Origin of the sequence: Amycolatopsis sp. 2-15, assembly GCF_030285625.1 — a bacterium.
GTDB classification, from domain to species: domain Bacteria; phylum Actinomycetota; class Actinomycetes; order Mycobacteriales; family Pseudonocardiaceae; genus Amycolatopsis; species Amycolatopsis carbonis.
On record NZ_CP127294.1, the window covers coordinates 7,772,580 to 7,788,483 of the forward strand.

The window sequence follows — 15,904 nt, forward strand, 5'->3', positions numbered from 1 at the left end:
CCCTTCGGTGGACTGTGAACGTTTGCGGTGGAACACAGCCGAAGCTGCCATTGACCACAGACTACTCAGCTCTTACGATATTGCAATCGTTTGCGGCCATGCGGGCCGGTCTTGCAGGTTTCGCAATGAGGCACAGTTCGGCAGGAGGCAGTCGGATGAGGACTTTGCTCAGCGGAGGCGCGGTCGTCGCGCCGGGTCGCCCGGAACTTCTCGGCGGAGGAGACCTCCTGATCGACGGGACGACCATCGCCGAGCTCGGCCCGGTGGGGTCGGTGAGCCGGGAGGGTGTGGACCGCGTCGTGGACACGACGGGTTCGATCGTGCTGCCGGGGCTGGTCAACGCCCACCAGCACGACTGGTACCTCTACGGCAAGGGGCTCGGCTGCGACGTGCTGCTGGAGCAGTGGATCACCGGCTGCCTCGTGCCGCTCAAGGACAACCTCGACGTGGACGACCTGCGGGTGGCCAGTGAGCTCGCCGCGCTCGACATGCTGCGCGGCGGGACCACCAGCTCCGTCAACCACCTCGTGAACGAGACGACGATCGCCGACGAGGAGGCGATCCTGGGACCCGTGGCCGACGCCGGGGTCCGCCAGTTCTTCGCGAAGGTCATCCGCCCGCACGACGCGCGCGACGACTACGCCGGCGCGCGCGAGTCGTTCGAGAAGTGGGACGGCGCCGCCGAGGGCCGGATCCGCGTCGGCTTCGTGCTCGAGGCGACGGCCCACTGGGTCGCGCTCGGCACGAGCTCCGAGGAGATGGTGGTGGGCGGCCACGAGCTCGCCGTGGAGAAGGACACGTTCGTCACCTCGCACATCGCGGGCGGCACCATGTCGCGCGACGAGGGTTACCTCAAGTGGGTGCTGGAAACCGGCCGCACCGACGTGCAGTTCCTGCACCGCCTCGGCGTCCTCGACGACCGCTGGATCCTCGCGCACACCATCCACCCGCGCGGCAACGACCTCGACCTCATCGCGGCCTCGCGCAGCACCGTCGCGCACACTCCGAGCTCCGAAGCCGCCCGCGGCGCCGGCATCACACCGGTGAAACACATGCTGGACAACGACATCCGCGTCGCCCTCGGCACCGACGGCCCGATGGTCGACCTCACCAACGACATGGTCGAGCAGCTCAAGTGGACCCGCCTTCTGCAGAACCAGCTCCACGAACACCCCGGCTCGATCGACCTCGGCAAGCTCGTGACGATGGCCACCGAAGACAGCGCTTACGCCGTCCGCGCGGACAAGTACCTCGGTTCGTTGCGGCCGGGCTACGCCGCGGACATCGCGGTCTTCGACCTCGACACCCTGCACGCGGGGCCGGTGCACCGCCCCCTGACGACGTTCGTCCACGCGGCTCGGGGGACGGACGCGAAGCATGTCTTCGTGAACGGTGAGCAGCTGCTGGACGACGGCCGGTTCACCCGGGTGGACGAGCTGCACGTGACGGATCTGATGCGCCGGGCCGGTGACCGGGCCCGCGCGCTGGGCCGGCGGGCGGGGCTGCTGCCGCAGGACTGAGTCCCTCGAGGCGAAACCCCCGGGCCGACAACGGTTCCTCGCTGTCGGACCGGGGTTTTCTTGCAGATCAGCCTGATTCACAGGTTTCCTCACGGCGCCCCCGTGCGCTCGGCGGGATCGATGCGTTCCGCCGACGCTGACCGGCGCCAGAGCGGTGATCGCCGTGCCGGCAGGCTTTCATTGCGCCGCAGCAGAAGCGGGTGGCTAGCTCTGCGCCGCGGCCGTCGAGTCGCGGCGGACCAGTTCGACCGGGAGGACCACGCGTTTCGCGGGCGCCGTCGGGGAGGCGATGCGTTCCAGCAGCAGGCGGGCGGCTTCGCGGCCGATGTCGTAGTGCGGGATGCGCACGGTGGTCAGCGAGGGGCGCTGGCGATCGACGAACGGCATGTCGTTGAAGCCCGTCACGGAGACGTCGCCGGGGACGGTGCGGCCGAGTTCGGCCAGGGCGGAGTAGCAGCCGAGGGCGATGAGGTCGTTGCCGGCGAGCACCGCGGTCAGCGAGGGGTGCGCGGCGAGCAGGCGCAGGGTCGCGGCGTGGCCCGCGGTTTCGGTGAACGCGCCGGCGAACTCGACCGCGTCGGTGGCCGCCTCGAGGCCCAGGGACGTCGTGGCGTCGAGGTAGCCGCGGTAGCGCTCCCAGCCGGTGGAGAGGTCGCGCGGGCCGGCGACGTGGCCGATGCGCGTGTGGCCGAGGTCGGTGAGGTGGCGCACGAGCAGGTGGATGCCCGCGGCGTTGTCGGCGGTGACCGACGGGATGCCGCCGTTGTCGGTGCGGCGATTGACGAGCACCGTGGGCACCGAGGACGTCAGCTCGTCGGAACGGCGGCTGGTGGCCAGGATGAAGCCGTCGATCTGGCGGCCGCGCATGGCGGTGACCAGCTCGCGCTCGCGGTCCGGGTCGCCGTCTGTGTTGCCGACGAGGGCCATGTACCCGGCGTCCCGCAGACCGTCCTCGATACCGCGGACGATCGGCGGGAACACCGGGTTGCGCAGGTCCGGGATGATGACCCCGGCGACCGACGACGTGCGCGTGCGCAGGCTGCGCGCGGCGGAGTTGGGCGCGTAGCCCAGGGCGCGGGCGGCCTCGGCGACCCGGCTCGCCGTCCGCGCGTTGACCATCCCGCGGGTGGCGGGGTTGAGCGCCCGGCTCGCGGTCGCGGCGTGCACCCCCGCCCGCTCGGCGACGTCCTTGATCGTCGGCGGCCTGTTCATCGTGCCAGCATAGAGTGACCGGACGTCACCAAGAGACGGCGACGTACTTGGACTCCGTGTACTCCAGCAGACCCTCGTGCCCGCCCTCGCGGCCGAGCCCGCTCTGCTTCACGCCGCCGAACGGCGCGGCCGGCTCGGAGACCAGACCACGGTTGAGCCCGACCATCCCCGACTCCAGCGCCTCCGAAAGCCGCAGGCCGCGCGCCAGGTCGCGGGTGTACACGTAGGACACCAGGCCGTGCTCGGTGTCGTTGGCCAGCCGGACGACCTCGTCCTCGGTGTCGAACGTGACGATCGGCGCCACCGGGCCGAAGATCTCCTCCGCGAGCACCGGCGCGCCCGCCGGGACGTCGGCCAGGACGGTCGCCGGGTAGTAGAACCCCGTTCCCTCCGGGCGTTTTCCCCCGACCAGCACACGGGCGCCGGCGCCGACGGCCCCGTCGACCAGCTCGGTCACCTTGTCGACGGCGGCTTCGTTGACGAGCGGGCCGAGCTCGATCCCGGCGTCGGTGCCCGGGCCGACGCGCAGCGCGCCCATCCGCTCAGCCAGCCGCCGGCCGAACTCGGCGGCCACGCCGCGCTGCACGAAGAACCGGTTGGCCGCCGTGCAGGCCTGGCCGCCGTTGCGCATCTTGGCGACCATCGCACCCTCGACCGCCGCGTCGAGGTCGGCGTCGTCGAAGACCAGGAACGGCGCGTTGCCGCCCAGCTCCATCGACGTGCTGACCACGGTGTCCGCGGCCACGTGCAGCAGCGCTCGGCCGACCTCCGTCGACCCGGTGAACGACAGCTTCCGCACGCGCGGGTCGTGGACCATCGCCCCGACCACCTTGCCGGACCGCGTGGACGGGACCACGTTCACCGTGCCCGCCGGCGCGCCGGCCTCTTCGAGGATGGCGGCGATCGCGAGCGCGGTGAGCGGGGTTTCCGACGCCGGCTTGAGGATCACGGTGCAGCCGGCGCCGAGCGCGGGCGCGATCTTGCGCGTGGCCATGGCGGCCGGGAAGTTCCACGGCGTCACGAGCACGCTCACGCCGATCGGCTGCCGCAGCACCAGGATGCGGTTGGCGCCGCCCGGCGCGGTCTGCACGGTGCCCGCCACGCGCACGGTTTCCTCGGCGTACCAACGGAAGAACTCGGCGGCGTAGTTCACCTCGCCCCGCGCGTCGGGCAGCGCCTTGCCGTTCTCCCGCACGATCAGCTCGGCGAGCTCCTCGGCGCGCTCGTGCATCAGCGTGAACGCACGCTGCAGCACGTCGGCGCGCGCCCGGGGCGCGGTCGCACCCCACGCGGGCAGCGCGGCCGCAGCGGCGTCGACGGCGGCCAGGCCGTCCTCGACGCTGCCGTTCGCGACCGTGGTGATGGGCTCGGCCGTGGCCGGGTCGATCACGGTGATGCGGGACCCGTCGGACGAGGGCCGCCACTCACCGCCGATGAACAACTCTTCGGGGACCTTCACAGTGGCTCCTCAGTACGGGTTGGCGACGAACAGGTCCTGCGCCGGGAACTTCGTCAGCACCTCGACGCCGGTCTCGGTGACCACGACTTCCTCTTCGATGCGCGCGGCGGAGAAGCCGTCGGTGGCCGGGCAGTACGTCTCGAGCGCGAACACCATCCCGGGGCGGATCTCGACGGGGTTGTCGAGGCTGTTGAGCCGGGAGATGATCGGCCGCTCGTGCAGCCCCAGCCCGAGCCCGTGGCCGAACTGCAGGCCGAACGCGGCCATCTCGTTCGCGAAGCCGAACTCCGTGGCGGCCGGCCAGACCCGGGCGACGTCGTCGGTCCCGATCCCCGGCTTGACCGCTTCGATCGCCGCGTCCATCCACTCGCGCGCCTGCCGGTACGCGCCGCGCTGCACATCGGTGGCACTGCCGACGCTGAACGTGCGGTAGTAACACGTGCGATAGCCGTTGTAGGACTGGATGATGTCGAAGAACGCCTGGTCCCCGGGCCGGATGAGCCGGTCGGAGAAGTTGTGCGGGTGCGGGTTGCACCGCTCCCCCGACACGGCGTTGATCGCCTCGACCTGGTCGGAACCCATTTCGTACAGCCGTTTGTTGGCCAGCGCGACGATCTCGTTCTCGCGCACACCGGGCTTCAGCGCCTCGACGATGTCCTGGTACACGCCGTCGACCATCGCCGCGGCCTGCGAGAGCAACGTGATCTCGTCGGACGACTTGATCTCCCGCGCGTCGAGCATCGCCTGCTGCGCGTCGACCACCGTCAACCCCTGCCGCTGCATCTCGAACAGGAACGGCGGCTCCACGATGTCCACGCCCACCGGTGAATCGGCGACGCCGGCCTGCGTGAGCAGGTCCTTGATCTGCGTCACGGCGTCACGCATCAGGCCCGCCTCGGGCGAGATCGCGCCACGCAGGCCGAGCATGCCGGCGCGGCAGTTCTCCGGCTCGAGCCACGGCGAGTACAGCTGGTGGTGCTTCGCGGCGGAACCGAAGTCCCACAGCATCGGCTCGCCGTCGCGGGTCAGCAGCGCGTAGCGGGTCATCTTGTCGCCGAGCGCGCCGCCGATCCACGTCTGCGTGGTGTAGCGGATGTTGTAGAAGTCGAACAGCAGGAACGCGCCGCACTCGCCCGCGTCGAGCGAGGCCCGCGCCCGGGCGAGGCGGTAGTCGCGCAGCCGGGCGAAGTCCACGCGCTCTTCGAAGTCGACCGCGTTGTGACCCGGAGCCGGGATCGGCCGACCGTCAAACATCGGTGGGCTCCAGACCGTCGGTCACGTCGGCGTTCTCGGACACCAGGGTGATCCCCGAGCGCCGGGCCTGCTCCTCGACGAGCACGGCGAAGTCCTGCTCCACCAACCCGGCGCCGATCGCGCCGGCCACGATCTGCGCGGTCGCCGAGGCCACCGGCATCGGCGCTTCCAGCTCACGGGCGGCGGCGAGACCGAGGTCGAAGTCCTTGCGCAGCAACGGCATCGTGAACGTGGGCGTGAAGTCGAGGTTCACCAGGGCCGGCGTCTTGTAGCGGGAAAAGACCGAGCCCATCACGGAGTCGTTGAGGAAGGCCATGAACGCCTCGCGCGTCACACCGCCCTTCTCCGCCAGCACCGTGATCTCGGCCAGCGACTGGATCACCACGCCGAGGAAGACGTTGTGGCAGATCTTCACCAGGCGCGCCACCTCGTCCTCACCGACGTAGGTCACGCCGCGGCCGAGCACCTCCAGCATCGGGCGCACCTCGTCGAACACCGGGCGCGGGCCGGAGATCGCGAGCGTCAGCTTCCCCGAGCTCACCACCTTCGGGTTGCCGCTCACCGGCGCGGCCAGCAACTCGGTGCCGCGCTTCGCCGCCTCCACGCGGACGGCGGCCGAGCCTTCGGCGGAGACCGTGGACGAGTCGATCACGATCTTCGGCGCCTGCGCCGGGTCCGTGAACAGGCCCCCGTCGCCCGACGTCACGTGCTGGAGGTCGGCCGAAGCCGACACCATGGTGAACACCACGTCGCGACCGGCGAGGTCCACCGGACGGTCGACCACTGTCGCTCCGTCGGCGACCAGCTCTTCGGCCTTGGCGCGGGTGCGGTTGCAGACTGCGACGTCGTAACCGGCCGCGAGCAACCGGCGCACCAGCGCCGCACCCATGCGGCCTGTGCCGATCCAGCCGATCGTGGGTCGGTCGGTGTGGGTCACCATGACATGTACCTCCGTAGCTGCAATCGTTTGCAACCATCATGCGGTGCCAGCTAGGATCCGTCAAGTAGCGAAAAGAAAGTCGAGCTGCGAACGTCCGCAGCCGACCTCCCCGGACGAGCCAGGAAAGGCGGCGCCCCGTGCCTTCGATCAAGCTGGGCACCTTCAGCCCCTCGGTCCTCCTGTCGGTCGCCTCCGCCACCGGCGCCCTGGCCGAGGCCGGGCTCGAGGTCACGGAAGTGCCGGCGAAAACGTCGGCCCACCAGTTCGAGGACCTCTTCGAAAGCCGCCTCGACGCCGCGTTCACCAACCCGGACAACGTGCTGGCCTACCGCTGCGTCCCCGGCAACCCGCTGGGCCGGACCGGCGACGTGCGGATCCTCGGCGCGGTCGACCGCGGCCTGGGGCTGGGCCTGTTCACCGCGCCCGGCGTCGCCGGACCCGCGCGCGGCGGCCGGCTCGGCGTCGACGTGCCCGGGTCGGGCTTCGCCTTCATCGCGTTCGAGCTCCTGGCGCGCGCCGGCCTGGCCCGCGACAGCGACTACGAGGTCGTCAGCCTCGGCTCCACCCCGAAACGCGCGCGGGCCCTGGTCGAGGGCACCGTGGACACCACCGTGCTCAATGCCGGCAACGACCTCGTCGCCGAAGCCCGGGGCGCCCGGCGCGTCGCGTCGGTCACCGAGATCGGCCCGTACGCCGGGACCGTTCTGTGTGCCACCGCCGACGGGATCGCCGCGCACGGCGCAGCCCTCGCCGCCCTGCTCACGGTCACCTCCGCCGTGGCCGGGGAGCTGGCCGCGGGCCGGCACCGGGAGGTCGCGCTGGCCGCGGTGGCCGACCGCCTCGGACTGACAGGCCCGAGCGCCGAACGCCACCTGGCGATCCTGACCGATCCCGCGGTGGGCCTGGTCTCCGACGCCCGACTGACCCGCGCGGAGCTCGACACCGTCGTCCACCTGCGCAACCGGCACTCCCGCGCCGCGACGCCGGTCACCGCGGAAGAGGCGTTGCGAAGCGGCCTGGTCGACGCCTCACTCCTCCCACAGAATGAAGCGTGACTGCGATCGTTTGTCATCGCGTCGCAGCATTGAAAACCCGGCTATCGAGCCGTCCTAGCTGCAAACCTTCCGCATCTGGCAGTTGATCAACATTGACCTCAGGCCATCCGCCGCCTACATTGCTGCAATCGATCGCAGCTGTGACGCTCGTCTCCGGCGCCCGGGAAGGCTCCCCCATGAAAAGCTCTCAGAGAACCACCGCGCCCCAGGTCCCGAAGGCACGCCGGGTTCCGCTCGCCGTGTCGATCACCGGCTGGACGCTGCTCGTCCTCTCCTACCTGATCAACGCCATGGACCGGCAGGTGTTCTACCCGCTGCTCCCGGAGATCAGCGCCGAGCACGGCTTCAGCCTCTCGCAGGGCGGGCTCCTCGCGACCGGCTTCACCCTCGGCATCGCCCTGGCGGGTCTGCCCGCCGGGTACCTCGTCGAGAAGCTGCCCCGCAAGACGGTGCTCGTGATCAGCGTCTTCTTCTACTCCGCCGGCACCCTCGCCACGCCGCTCGCCTCCGGCTTCGCGGACATGGCCGTCTACCGGCTGATCTCCGGCGCCGGCGAGGGCATGCAGGCGACCGCGCTGTACGCGGTGGTCGGCTCGTTCTTCGTGCTGCGCCGGTCGTTCGCCTTCGGCGTGCTGGGCGCGGTGTTCGGTACCGGCGTGTTCCTCGGCCCGCTGGTCGGCACCGCCATCGCGCAGAACTTCGGGGGCTGGCACACGCCGTTCCTGTTCTACGGCATCGCGGGCCTGGTCCTGACCGTCCTCATCGGACTGCTGGTCCGGCGCGACGTGACCGACCTCGACGCCGGTGTGGTGCGCGGCGCCGAGATCCCGACCGACCACGTGCCGAGCTCGCCCTTCAACCGCAACACCGCGATGCTGTGCCTCGCCTGCATCGCCGGCGGGCTCGTGTTCTACGGCTACCTCGGCCTGTATCCGACGTACCTGCGCCAGCAGCTGCACTACACCGCGTCCGAGGCCGCCCTCGCCACGAGTGTGGTCGGCGCCGGCGCCGCGACGTCGATCCTCACCGGCTGGCTCGCCGACCGGTTCAACCCACGCACGATCCTGCTCATCACCTACGCGGGGGTGGCCGTGAGCGCGTGGCTGGTCTTCAACGGCTCCGCGAGCCACGCCTGGCAGTACACGTGGTCCTTCGTCCTGGCCGTGTTCGTGGCGGGCTCGCTGTTCACCACGCTCAACGCCACCATGCAGCGCGCGGTGCGGCCCCACTACGTCGGCCGCGCAGCCGGGATGTTCGTCTCGTTCTACTACGTGGCGGCCGCGTTCTCCGGGCTCATCTTCGCATCGCTCGTCGGCTCGCTGGGCTGGCACGGCGCCGCGTTGTGGCAGCTGACCATCCTGCCGCTGGCGACGCTGATCCCGTTGTGGTTCATCGACTCCCGCAAGCTCCTCGATCCGCGCCGCGACCGCTGAACGCACGGACGCCGGCCACGCGCCCGCAGGCGCGTGGCCGGCGTCCGAAAAGGACTCATCGGCGGACGAGCTCGCGCCCCAGCTGCTTCTCGAGGTGCACCTCGATGAACACCCGCAGGTACGGGTCGTTCTCGTACATGTTGAAGGCCGCGGCCAGCTCCGGCTGCTCCTGCTCGGTCAGGAAGACGATTCGCCACATGTTGAGCGGGTCCTCTTCCGAACCGCCGACGGAGTGCTCGACGTGGAAGATCGGCTGCCCGGTGCCGGCGGTGAACACCCGGCCGTCGGGCGCCTCGAAGCGCTCCGCGCCGACGAAGAACGCCCGCCGGCTCTCGTGGTCGAGGCGGACGTGCTCGATGATCAGGTCGTAGTTGTCGGGGTCGGCCCAGCGCCGCTGCTGCGATACACGGGTGAAGTCCTCGAACTGCCCGTTGTGGACACTCGGGAACTTCTCGGCGCTGCCGGGCTTCACGACCGTCGGGATGTACACGTCCGGCGCCGCCGCCTTGCGCTTTTCCATGTCCCACAGGTCGGTGCCGGTGTACTGGAACGGCGGGGTCACCTCGTAGCGCTCGCGCAGCACCTCGTTCACCCGCACCGGCGTCAGCTTCGCCGTGGTGCTGCCCGGCGCGTCCCACGCTTGGGTGATGATCGCTTCGTGGTCCATCGGTTGTCCTTTCAGGGAAAGAGAGTTTCTCAAGCGGGTTGTGCGTCCAACAGCAGCCGCACCTCGGGTGCCACTTCCCGAGCGAAGGACTCGACCTGGTCGATCGCCTGCTCCTCAGGCCAGAACACGAACGTCGTGAACGGCTGTTCTTCGCCGAGGCGGGCCAGCAGCTGCGCCCATTGCCGCGCCGTGCCCCGCACGGGGTCGGCGCCCTCGTCGACGCGCAGCCGCCCGGGGTTCGCGGTGATCGTGCCGACCACCTGCGCGATCCGGCGGACCGCCCAGGGATTCCGGCCCGCCGCCTCGGCCGCGTCGTCGATGATGCGGTTGGCCTCGGCCCACTTCTCGTAGGGCAGGTAGGAGGCGATCGGCGCCGCCCACCCGTCGGCGATCCGGCCCGTCAGCGCGAGCGCCTTCGGTCCCTGCGAGCCGGTCCAGATCTCGATGGGGTGCGCCGGCGCCGGGCCCGGGTGGGCCCCGGCGACCTTGTAGTACTCGCCGTCGAACCGGATCGGCTTGCCGCCGTCGGCCCACAGCGCGCGCAGCACCGTGATCGCTTCCTCCAGCGCGACGTTGGCCTCGGCGGGAGTCCGCCGCGACACCCCGAGCCGGGTGATCGCGTCCCAGTAGCCGCCGGCGCCGAGCGCCAGCTCGAACCGGCCGCCGGACACCAGGTCCAGCGCCGCCGCCGTCTTCGCCAGCAACGCCGGCGGCCGCAGTGGCAGGTTCGCCACGTCCGGGAAGACGCTGATCTTGCTCGTGTGCGCCAGCAGATCGCCGGCGAGGACGAACGTGTCGAGGCAACTCGGCACGTACGGGTGGTCCTGGATCCCGATCAGGTCCAGCCCGGCCGCTTCCGCCGCGCGGGCGAACTGGCGGTTTCCCACCACGTCGTCGATCGGTGTCAGCGAGACACCGAACTGCAGGTCCTTGCTCATGCCACGTGCTCCCGGACGAATGCGCCGATGCGGTCGACCGACGCCGCCGCCTCGGGGAGGAACGATACGAAGTGCTGCCAGATGTGCGGGGCGCCCTTGGTCTCGACCAGCTCCGAAGCCACGCCTGCCGCCAGCGCGCGCTCGTGGAAGCGGCGCGAGTCGTCGATCATGACCTCTTCGGTGCCGACTTCGAGGTGCAGCGGCGGCAGCCCCGTGAGGTCGCCGAACAGCGGCGACGCGAACGGGTCCCGTGGGTCGTGGTCGCCGAGGTAACCGGCCGCGAAGCCGCGCAGCGCTTCCCGGCTTACGAACGGGTCGCGGTCGGCGCGCTCGGCGAACGAGGGCGCGGAGACCGTCAGATCCGTCCACGGCGACACCGGCACCGCCGCCGCGGGCAGCGGCAGGGCCAGGTCCTTGAGCTTCAACAGCAACGCCAGCGACAGCCCGCCGCCGGCGGAGTCGCCGCCGACGGCGATCCGGGTCGCCGGCACCGTGTCGAGCAGCGCCCGGTAGGCCGCCACCGCCGCGTCGAGCGCCGCGGGGAAGCGGTGCTCGGGCGCCAGCGGGTAGTCCGGCAGGTAGACGGTGCCCCGCGAGGCGGTGGCCAGCCGGGCACCCACTTCCCGGTGGTTGTACGCCGAACCTTCGGTGTAACCACCGCCGTGGAAGTACAGCAGCGCCCGGCCGGCCACGGAGGCCGGCGTGGTCACCGCGAGCCCCGGGAAGCCCGGGGCCGCGGTGACGAGCGCGTCGTCGGGGACGGGGAACTGCTCGCTCCAACGCCGGTAGGCGTCCCGGTGCCGCACGTGTTCCGGCCGGTCGTCGACGGGCATGTGCTCGCCCATCGTCGCCAGCAGGTGGTGCGCCTTGGCGAGCTCGGCGCTGAGTGAGATCATTCGTTCTCCTGCGGCAGCAGCACAGGTTTGGTCGCGGTGCCGTTCTTCATGGCCTCGGCCGCCTGTTCGACCTCGCCCAGTGCGAATGTGGTCACGAGCCGCTCGACGGGCAGCTGCCCGGTGGCCGTGAGCGTGGCCAGCACCGGCAGGAAGGTCGGCGGGTTGCTCTGCCCTTCGACCACGCCGATCACGCGCTTGCTGTTGTTGACCACATCGGCCACGTCGATCGGCGCGGTGACCCCGAACGGCGGCACGCCGACGACCGCGGCCGAACCGCCGCCGCGCAGGCTCGTGATGGCCTGCACCAGCACCGCCGGCACGCCGCTGCTCTCGACGACGTGGCCGGCACCGCCACCGGTGAGGTCCCGGATCGCCTCGATCGGGTCGGCGGTGCGGGAGTTGACCACGGCGGTCGCGCCGAGCTCACGGGCCAATTCGAGCCGCGACTCCAGCACATCGACCACGATCAGCTGCTCGATCGGCAGCAGCGCGGCCGCCATCACCGCCGAAAGCCCGACCACGCCGGCCCCGAACACGGCCACCGTGGACGCGGCACCCGGCTGCAGCACGTTGAGCACCGCGCCCGCGCCGGTCTGGATGCCGCAGCCCAGCGGTGCGAGCACCGACGAAGGCACGTCGGCGGCCACCTCGGGCACCAGGACGGTGTTGCGCACACGGGCCAGGGCGTAGGTGGCGAACGAGGACTGGCCGAAGAAGTTGCCGTGCACGATCTCGTCACCGTCGTGCAGGCTCGGGCTGCCGTCGGGCCGGGCGCCGTTGGTGAAGTTGCGCGGCAGGAATTCCACGCACTGCGACGGCAGACCGGAGACGCAGCCCTCGCAGTGGCCGCAGGAGTCGAAGGTCAGCATGACCCGGTCCCCCGGCTTCACCGAGGTCACGGCCGAGCCGACCTGCTCGACGATGCCGGCACCCTCGTGCCCGGCCACCCCCGGCAGCGGGAAGGGGAACTCCCCCGCCCGCACGGCGAGGTCGGCGTGGCACATGCCGACCGCCTCGATCCGCACCAGGACCTCGTCCGGCGCCGGGTCGGCCAGCTCCAGTGAACGCCGCGTGAACGGCGCCCCCGCCGAGGCAACGGTCATCGCGGAGGTGGTCGTGGGCATCAGGACTCCTCGCCGGCCGGAGCGGTCGCCTGGATCTGCAGCGTCAGCTCGGTCGCGTCGCCCATGAGCAGCGGCCCGCCGGGCTGGGACACGTTGCCGGCGACACCGAACGCGGAGCGCGAAATCCGCGTGGTGGCCCGGAAGCCGACCCGGAAGTTGCCGTAGTGGTCCACGCCGTCGCCGGTGAAGTACAGGTCGAGCGCGACCGGCAGCGTCGTGCCGCGGATCGTGAGGTCGCCGCGCAGGGTGTACCGGTCGCCGTCGGCCTCCAGTCCGGTGGACGCGAAGGTCGCCTCCGGGTGGTTGGCGACGTCGAAGTAGTCCGCGGTGCGCAGGTGCTCGTCGCGCGCCTCGGTGCCGGTCTGCAGCGACGCGGTGTCGATGGCCGCCGTCACCGACGACTTGGCCAGGTCCTCGGCGACCTCGACGGTGCCGGAGAAGGCGCCGAACGTGCCGCGCACGCGGGCGGCGACGAAGCGCGTGGAGAACTCGATCGAGGAGTGCACCGGGTCGATCTCGTAGCGGCCGGCCTTGATCTCGATGCTCATCGTGGTGGTTCCTTTTCTCGGTGTGGGAACGGGGAAATCAGTGGAAGACGCCGTCGTGGACCTCGGCGATGTAACCGCCGGGGAACTGCAGGATCACGCTGGTGCGGTCCTTGCTCTTGTACGGCCCGGAAAGGACGGTGGCCCCGTTGGCTGCGGCCTTCGCGACCGTGGCGTTGACGTCGGAGACGGTGTAGCCGGTGGTGTCGCGGCCGTAGGGGTAGGTCCAGTCACCGTTGCCGGCCAGCACGACCGTGTTGCCGAACTGCGTCTTGATGCGGATGCGGTGGTAGGTGGTGCCCGGGGCGCCGACCTCGCCGCCGTCGGCCTTGCGGACGTCGGAGATCACGCTGCCACCGGTGAACTTCAGGTACGACGCGAGGAACGCGTTGACCGTCGTCTCGGGCAGATACACGCGGAACTCCGGCTGCGTGGTCAGCGGCGTGAAGCCCGACATGTCGAACTGCTTCCAGATCTGCGAGGCGAACCCACCCGGGAACTGGACCACGGCCTCACGGCCGACCGGCCCCGTCCACGGGGTGACGGTCACCGCCGCGCCTGACCGGAGCGCCGCGTCCGCGCCGAGGTCCGGGTCGTGCACACCGAAACCGGTCTGCTCCGCACCGAACGGGAACGGCACCGGCGTCTGGTAGTCGTACGCCGCCAGCAGACCGACCGGCGAGTGGATGATCGACGCCAGCGCCTTGCTCGGCGTCGGAGTGATCTGGAAGGTGTTCTGCCCGTTGTCGGTACCGCCGAAGGTCGCTTCCCAGCTCTTGATGAAGGCGGGCAGCTTGCCGTGCTGCAGGTACACGTGCGACGCGTCGTACTCCACACCGAACGCCTTCACCGGCGTCCGCCAAGCAGCCGCGTCCGGCGCGCCTTCGGCGCTGCCGCTCGACACCGCCACCACGGCCCCGGCGACGGCGGCGGCGACCACGCCGAGGATCCCGGCGCGCTTCGCGATCTTGCTCTTCATGACGTTTCTCCTCCCCTGTTGGTGGTCAGTTCTTCGCGTAACCGGCGGCGATCTGCCCGACCAGCACGGCGAACGGCATCTCCAACGCCGCGTACACGTAGCCGGCCTGCGGGTCGCTGTTGTCGGCCAGGACCTCGACCATGGCGGTGGCGTAGTCGATGGGGATCACGCCCGCCTGCTGCATCCGCAGCAGGCCCGCCTCGCGCTTCGTCCGCGAGAACGTGCCCGACGCGTCGATGGCCGCGTAGGCGTCGAAGCCCTCGGCGGTGACGCTGATGGCCGGGAACGCGAGGCACACCTCGGTGGACACGCCGGCGAAGATCACCTTCTTGCGGCCGGTCGCGCGGATCGCGCCCTGCACGCGCTCGTCGTCCCACGCGTTCACGGTCGCCCGGTCGTGCACCGGCAGGTCGTCGGGCAGGACCGCGGCGAGCTCGGGGATCAGCGGGCCCCACATGCCGTCCGCCTCGGTGGTCGTGACCACGAGCGGCAGGCCGAGCACCTGCGCCGCCTTCGCCAGGCCCACGACGTTGTGCTTCAGCTCCTCCACCGCGATGTCGCGCACGCCGCTGTACAAGCCGACCTGGTGGTCGACCAGCACGACCATCGCGTTGTCCCGGGTCAGCCGCTCGGTGAACTTGCTCTCAACCATCGGAAGCTCCTCCTTGGGGTACCTGGTCAATATACATGTTGGTCAATTTTTTTGACTAGTTGGTCGCGACCGCCTTGCGGTGACTCGAGAAACCGAGCTTCCGGGCGACGGGCCGCAGCGAGAACGCCGCGATCACGGCGAGGAAAACGGTGAACGCGCCGGCCAGCACACCGGTGTAGATCCGCCAGCCCGCCGGCTCCAGCAGCTGGAGCCACTTCTCCGTCAGCGACACGCTCGCGGCCAGGGGGAACGTGAATGACCAGAAGCCCAGCGAGAAGGGCAGCTTCCGGTAGCGCGTCAGCATCATCGCCTGAACCAACAGCATGAGCACGCCGATGCCGGCGATCGCGCTCGCCGCGGGGTCGCGCGTGAAACCGTGCATCGTGAACCAGGCCAGGCCCGCCACGGGCGGCGGCGCGAGCAAGATCGCCGTGGTCGGTTGCAGCGCCGCGGGCAGCGGACTGTGGAAGCTCAGGCGCTGCACGATGATCGGCGTCATCACCGCCGAGAAGAACACACCGACGGCGAACAGCCCCCAGGCCAGCCCGTGGTAGCCGAGCGAGTAGGCCACGTCGGCGCCGATCAGGCCCGGCGCGACCGTCGGCAGCAGGTAACCGGCGTGCACGGCCTCCAGCCCGAGGCGCCCTTCGAACCACGACGCGAGGATCCAGGCGGCGAAAACCGCCGACGTTGCCAGCGCCAGGAGGTAGAGGATCCGCCCGGCCACGGGAGACCACGTGAACAGGTCGTTGGCCAGCAGCATCGCGACAACCGGGGCCAGCGAGGCGATCGGCCCCTGCGCGGGGTGGCGCAGGTGGTCGATCAGCTGCTGCTCGCTTTTCAGGCCCCGCACCGCATGGGCGATCATCAGCCAGACCCAGGCGATCGCCGCGACGGCCCAGAAAACCTGCGGCACCGCGCGGGGCAACGCGAGTGCCGGCGCTGCCCTCGTCCACACCCCGGCGAGCCCGACCAGACCGAAGCTGATCGCGAACGTCGTGAGCGGGTAGCGCGCCGGCGCGATTCTGGCCGGTGCGCTGTCGGCTCTGTCGGCCGACGGCGTGGCGGGGACGGCGGTGCTCGTCAACGGGTGCTCCAGGGAAGTGGGATTCCGGGCCGCCCCCTCGGCGGCCCGCAACGTGCCGGAACCGGTGCTGTGGCCCCGGATCTTTCGAACTGAAAGCCATCTTGCTCGGATCTGCCGCGCTCAGTGCCCGTCAGATGACGGGT

15 protein-coding genes are annotated in these 15,904 nt (G+C 70.7%); 3 read left to right on the forward strand and 12 right to left on the reverse strand.

Features of this window, described 5'->3' with window-relative positions; genetic code table 11:
- Positions 1-155: 155 nt before the first annotated feature.
- A complete protein-coding gene (locus tag QRX50_RS38450) occupies positions 156-1,520 on the forward strand; it encodes an amidohydrolase family protein (RefSeq protein WP_285967976.1) in 1,365 nt (454 codons plus the stop codon).
- A gap of 204 nt (positions 1,521-1,724) precedes the next feature.
- Here the strand turns inward: QRX50_RS38450 and QRX50_RS38455 are convergent, their stop codons facing one another.
- From QRX50_RS38455 to QRX50_RS38470, 4 genes are read right to left on the reverse strand one after another with little or no spacing between them, the layout of a single operon-like run.
- Positions 1,725-2,732, reverse strand: coding sequence for a LacI family DNA-binding transcriptional regulator (locus QRX50_RS38455; RefSeq protein ID WP_285967977.1), 1,008 nt, complete (start codon positions 2,730-2,732; stop codon positions 1,725-1,727).
- Positions 2,733-2,757: 25 nt separating this feature from the next.
- Positions 2,758-4,191 carry an NAD-dependent succinate-semialdehyde dehydrogenase gene (locus QRX50_RS38460; protein ID WP_285967978.1) on the reverse strand — a complete coding sequence of 478 codons (1,434 nt, stop codon included), beginning with the start codon at positions 4,189-4,191 and terminating at the stop codon, positions 2,758-2,760.
- Between the two features lie 9 nt (positions 4,192-4,200).
- Positions 4,201-5,445, reverse strand: a complete 1,245-nt coding sequence (locus QRX50_RS38465) for a M24 family metallopeptidase (protein WP_285967979.1) — start codon at positions 5,443-5,445, stop codon at positions 4,201-4,203.
- Positions 5,438-6,385: an NAD(P)-dependent oxidoreductase gene (locus tag QRX50_RS38470; protein WP_285967980.1), complete on the reverse strand. Its 948-nt coding sequence runs from the start codon at positions 6,383-6,385 to the stop codon at positions 5,438-5,440. Before QRX50_RS38470 ends, QRX50_RS38465 begins: the two co-directional genes overlap by 8 nt.
- Before the next feature lie 137 nt (positions 6,386-6,522).
- Here QRX50_RS38470 and QRX50_RS38475 point away from each other — a divergent pair, with 137 nt between their 5' ends.
- Entirely contained in the window at positions 6,523-7,440 is a 918-nt protein-coding gene (locus tag QRX50_RS38475; RefSeq protein WP_285967981.1) for a substrate-binding domain-containing protein, read from the forward strand.
- A 176-nt stretch (positions 7,441-7,616) separates the two neighbouring features.
- The gene (locus QRX50_RS38480; protein WP_285967982.1) at positions 7,617-8,873 is read left to right on the forward strand and encodes an MFS transporter; all 1,257 of its coding nucleotides are present in this window, start codon (positions 7,617-7,619) and stop codon (positions 8,871-8,873) included.
- Positions 8,874-8,928: 55 nt separating this feature from the next.
- On the opposite strand, the gene QRX50_RS38485 is transcribed toward QRX50_RS38480, so the two are convergent.
- From QRX50_RS38485 to QRX50_RS38520, 8 genes are read right to left on the reverse strand one after another with little or no spacing between them, the layout of a single operon-like run.
- On the reverse strand, positions 8,929-9,540 hold the full coding sequence (locus QRX50_RS38485; protein ID WP_285967983.1) for a hypothetical protein: 612 nt from the start codon (positions 9,538-9,540) through the stop codon (positions 8,929-8,931).
- Positions 9,541-9,569: 29 nt separating this feature from the next.
- A complete protein-coding gene (locus tag QRX50_RS38490) occupies positions 9,570-10,478 on the reverse strand; it encodes an LLM class flavin-dependent oxidoreductase (protein ID WP_285967984.1) in 909 nt (302 codons plus the stop codon).
- Positions 10,475-11,374 (reverse strand): alpha/beta hydrolase fold domain-containing protein, encoded by a 900-nt coding sequence (locus tag QRX50_RS38495; protein ID WP_285967985.1) that lies wholly within the window; start codon positions 11,372-11,374, stop codon positions 10,475-10,477. Before QRX50_RS38495 ends, QRX50_RS38490 begins: the two co-directional genes overlap by 4 nt.
- On the reverse strand, positions 11,371-12,498 hold the full coding sequence (locus tag QRX50_RS38500; protein ID WP_285967986.1) for an NAD(P)-dependent alcohol dehydrogenase: 1,128 nt from the start codon (positions 12,496-12,498) through the stop codon (positions 11,371-11,373). Before QRX50_RS38500 ends, QRX50_RS38495 begins: the two co-directional genes overlap by 4 nt.
- Positions 12,498-13,046: a YceI family protein gene (locus QRX50_RS38505; protein ID WP_285967987.1), complete on the reverse strand. Its 549-nt coding sequence runs from the start codon at positions 13,044-13,046 to the stop codon at positions 12,498-12,500. Before QRX50_RS38505 ends, QRX50_RS38500 begins: the two co-directional genes overlap by 1 nt.
- 37 nt (positions 13,047-13,083) lie before the next feature.
- Positions 13,084-14,022, reverse strand: a complete 939-nt coding sequence (locus QRX50_RS38510; RefSeq protein ID WP_285967988.1) for a hypothetical protein — start codon at positions 14,020-14,022, stop codon at positions 13,084-13,086.
- A gap of 25 nt (positions 14,023-14,047) precedes the next feature.
- Positions 14,048-14,674 carry an isochorismatase family protein gene (locus QRX50_RS38515; protein WP_285967989.1) on the reverse strand — a complete coding sequence of 209 codons (627 nt, stop codon included), beginning with the start codon at positions 14,672-14,674 and terminating at the stop codon, positions 14,048-14,050.
- Between the two features lie 55 nt (positions 14,675-14,729).
- Entirely contained in the window at positions 14,730-15,761 is a 1,032-nt protein-coding gene (locus QRX50_RS38520) for a TDT family transporter (RefSeq protein ID WP_285967990.1), read from the reverse strand.
- Between the last annotated feature and the right edge of the window lie 143 nt (positions 15,762-15,904).

Bases quoted from the DNA above. Each gene is read 5' to 3' on its own strand.
- QRX50_RS38450 (WP_285967976.1), top strand. From the start codon at position 156: ATGAGGACTTTGCTCAGCGGAGGCGCGGTCGTCGCGCCGGGTCGCCCG.
- QRX50_RS38510 (WP_285967988.1), bottom strand. From the start codon at position 14,022: ATGAAGAGCAAGATCGCGAAGCGCGCCGGGATCCTCGGCGTGGTCGCC.
- QRX50_RS38485 (WP_285967983.1), bottom strand. From the start codon at position 9,540: ATGGACCACGAAGCGATCATCACCCAAGCGTGGGACGCGCCGGGCAGC.
- QRX50_RS38505 (WP_285967987.1), bottom strand. From the start codon at position 13,046: ATGAGCATCGAGATCAAGGCCGGCCGCTACGAGATCGACCCGGTGCAC.
- QRX50_RS38495 (WP_285967985.1), bottom strand. From the start codon at position 11,374: ATGATCTCACTCAGCGCCGAGCTCGCCAAGGCGCACCACCTGCTGGCG.
- QRX50_RS38465 (WP_285967979.1), bottom strand. From the start codon at position 5,445: ATGTTTGACGGTCGGCCGATCCCGGCTCCGGGTCACAACGCGGTCGAC.
- QRX50_RS38470 (WP_285967980.1), bottom strand. From the start codon at position 6,385: ATGGTGACCCACACCGACCGACCCACGATCGGCTGGATCGGCACAGGC.
- QRX50_RS38490 (WP_285967984.1), bottom strand. From the start codon at position 10,478: ATGAGCAAGGACCTGCAGTTCGGTGTCTCGCTGACACCGATCGACGAC.
- QRX50_RS38515 (WP_285967989.1), bottom strand. From the start codon at position 14,674: ATGGTTGAGAGCAAGTTCACCGAGCGGCTGACCCGGGACAACGCGATG.
- QRX50_RS38455 (WP_285967977.1), bottom strand. From the start codon at position 2,732: ATGAACAGGCCGCCGACGATCAAGGACGTCGCCGAGCGGGCGGGGGTG.
- QRX50_RS38500 (WP_285967986.1), bottom strand. From the start codon at position 12,498: ATGCCCACGACCACCTCCGCGATGACCGTTGCCTCGGCGGGGGCGCCG.
- QRX50_RS38480 (WP_285967982.1), top strand. From the start codon at position 7,617: ATGAAAAGCTCTCAGAGAACCACCGCGCCCCAGGTCCCGAAGGCACGC.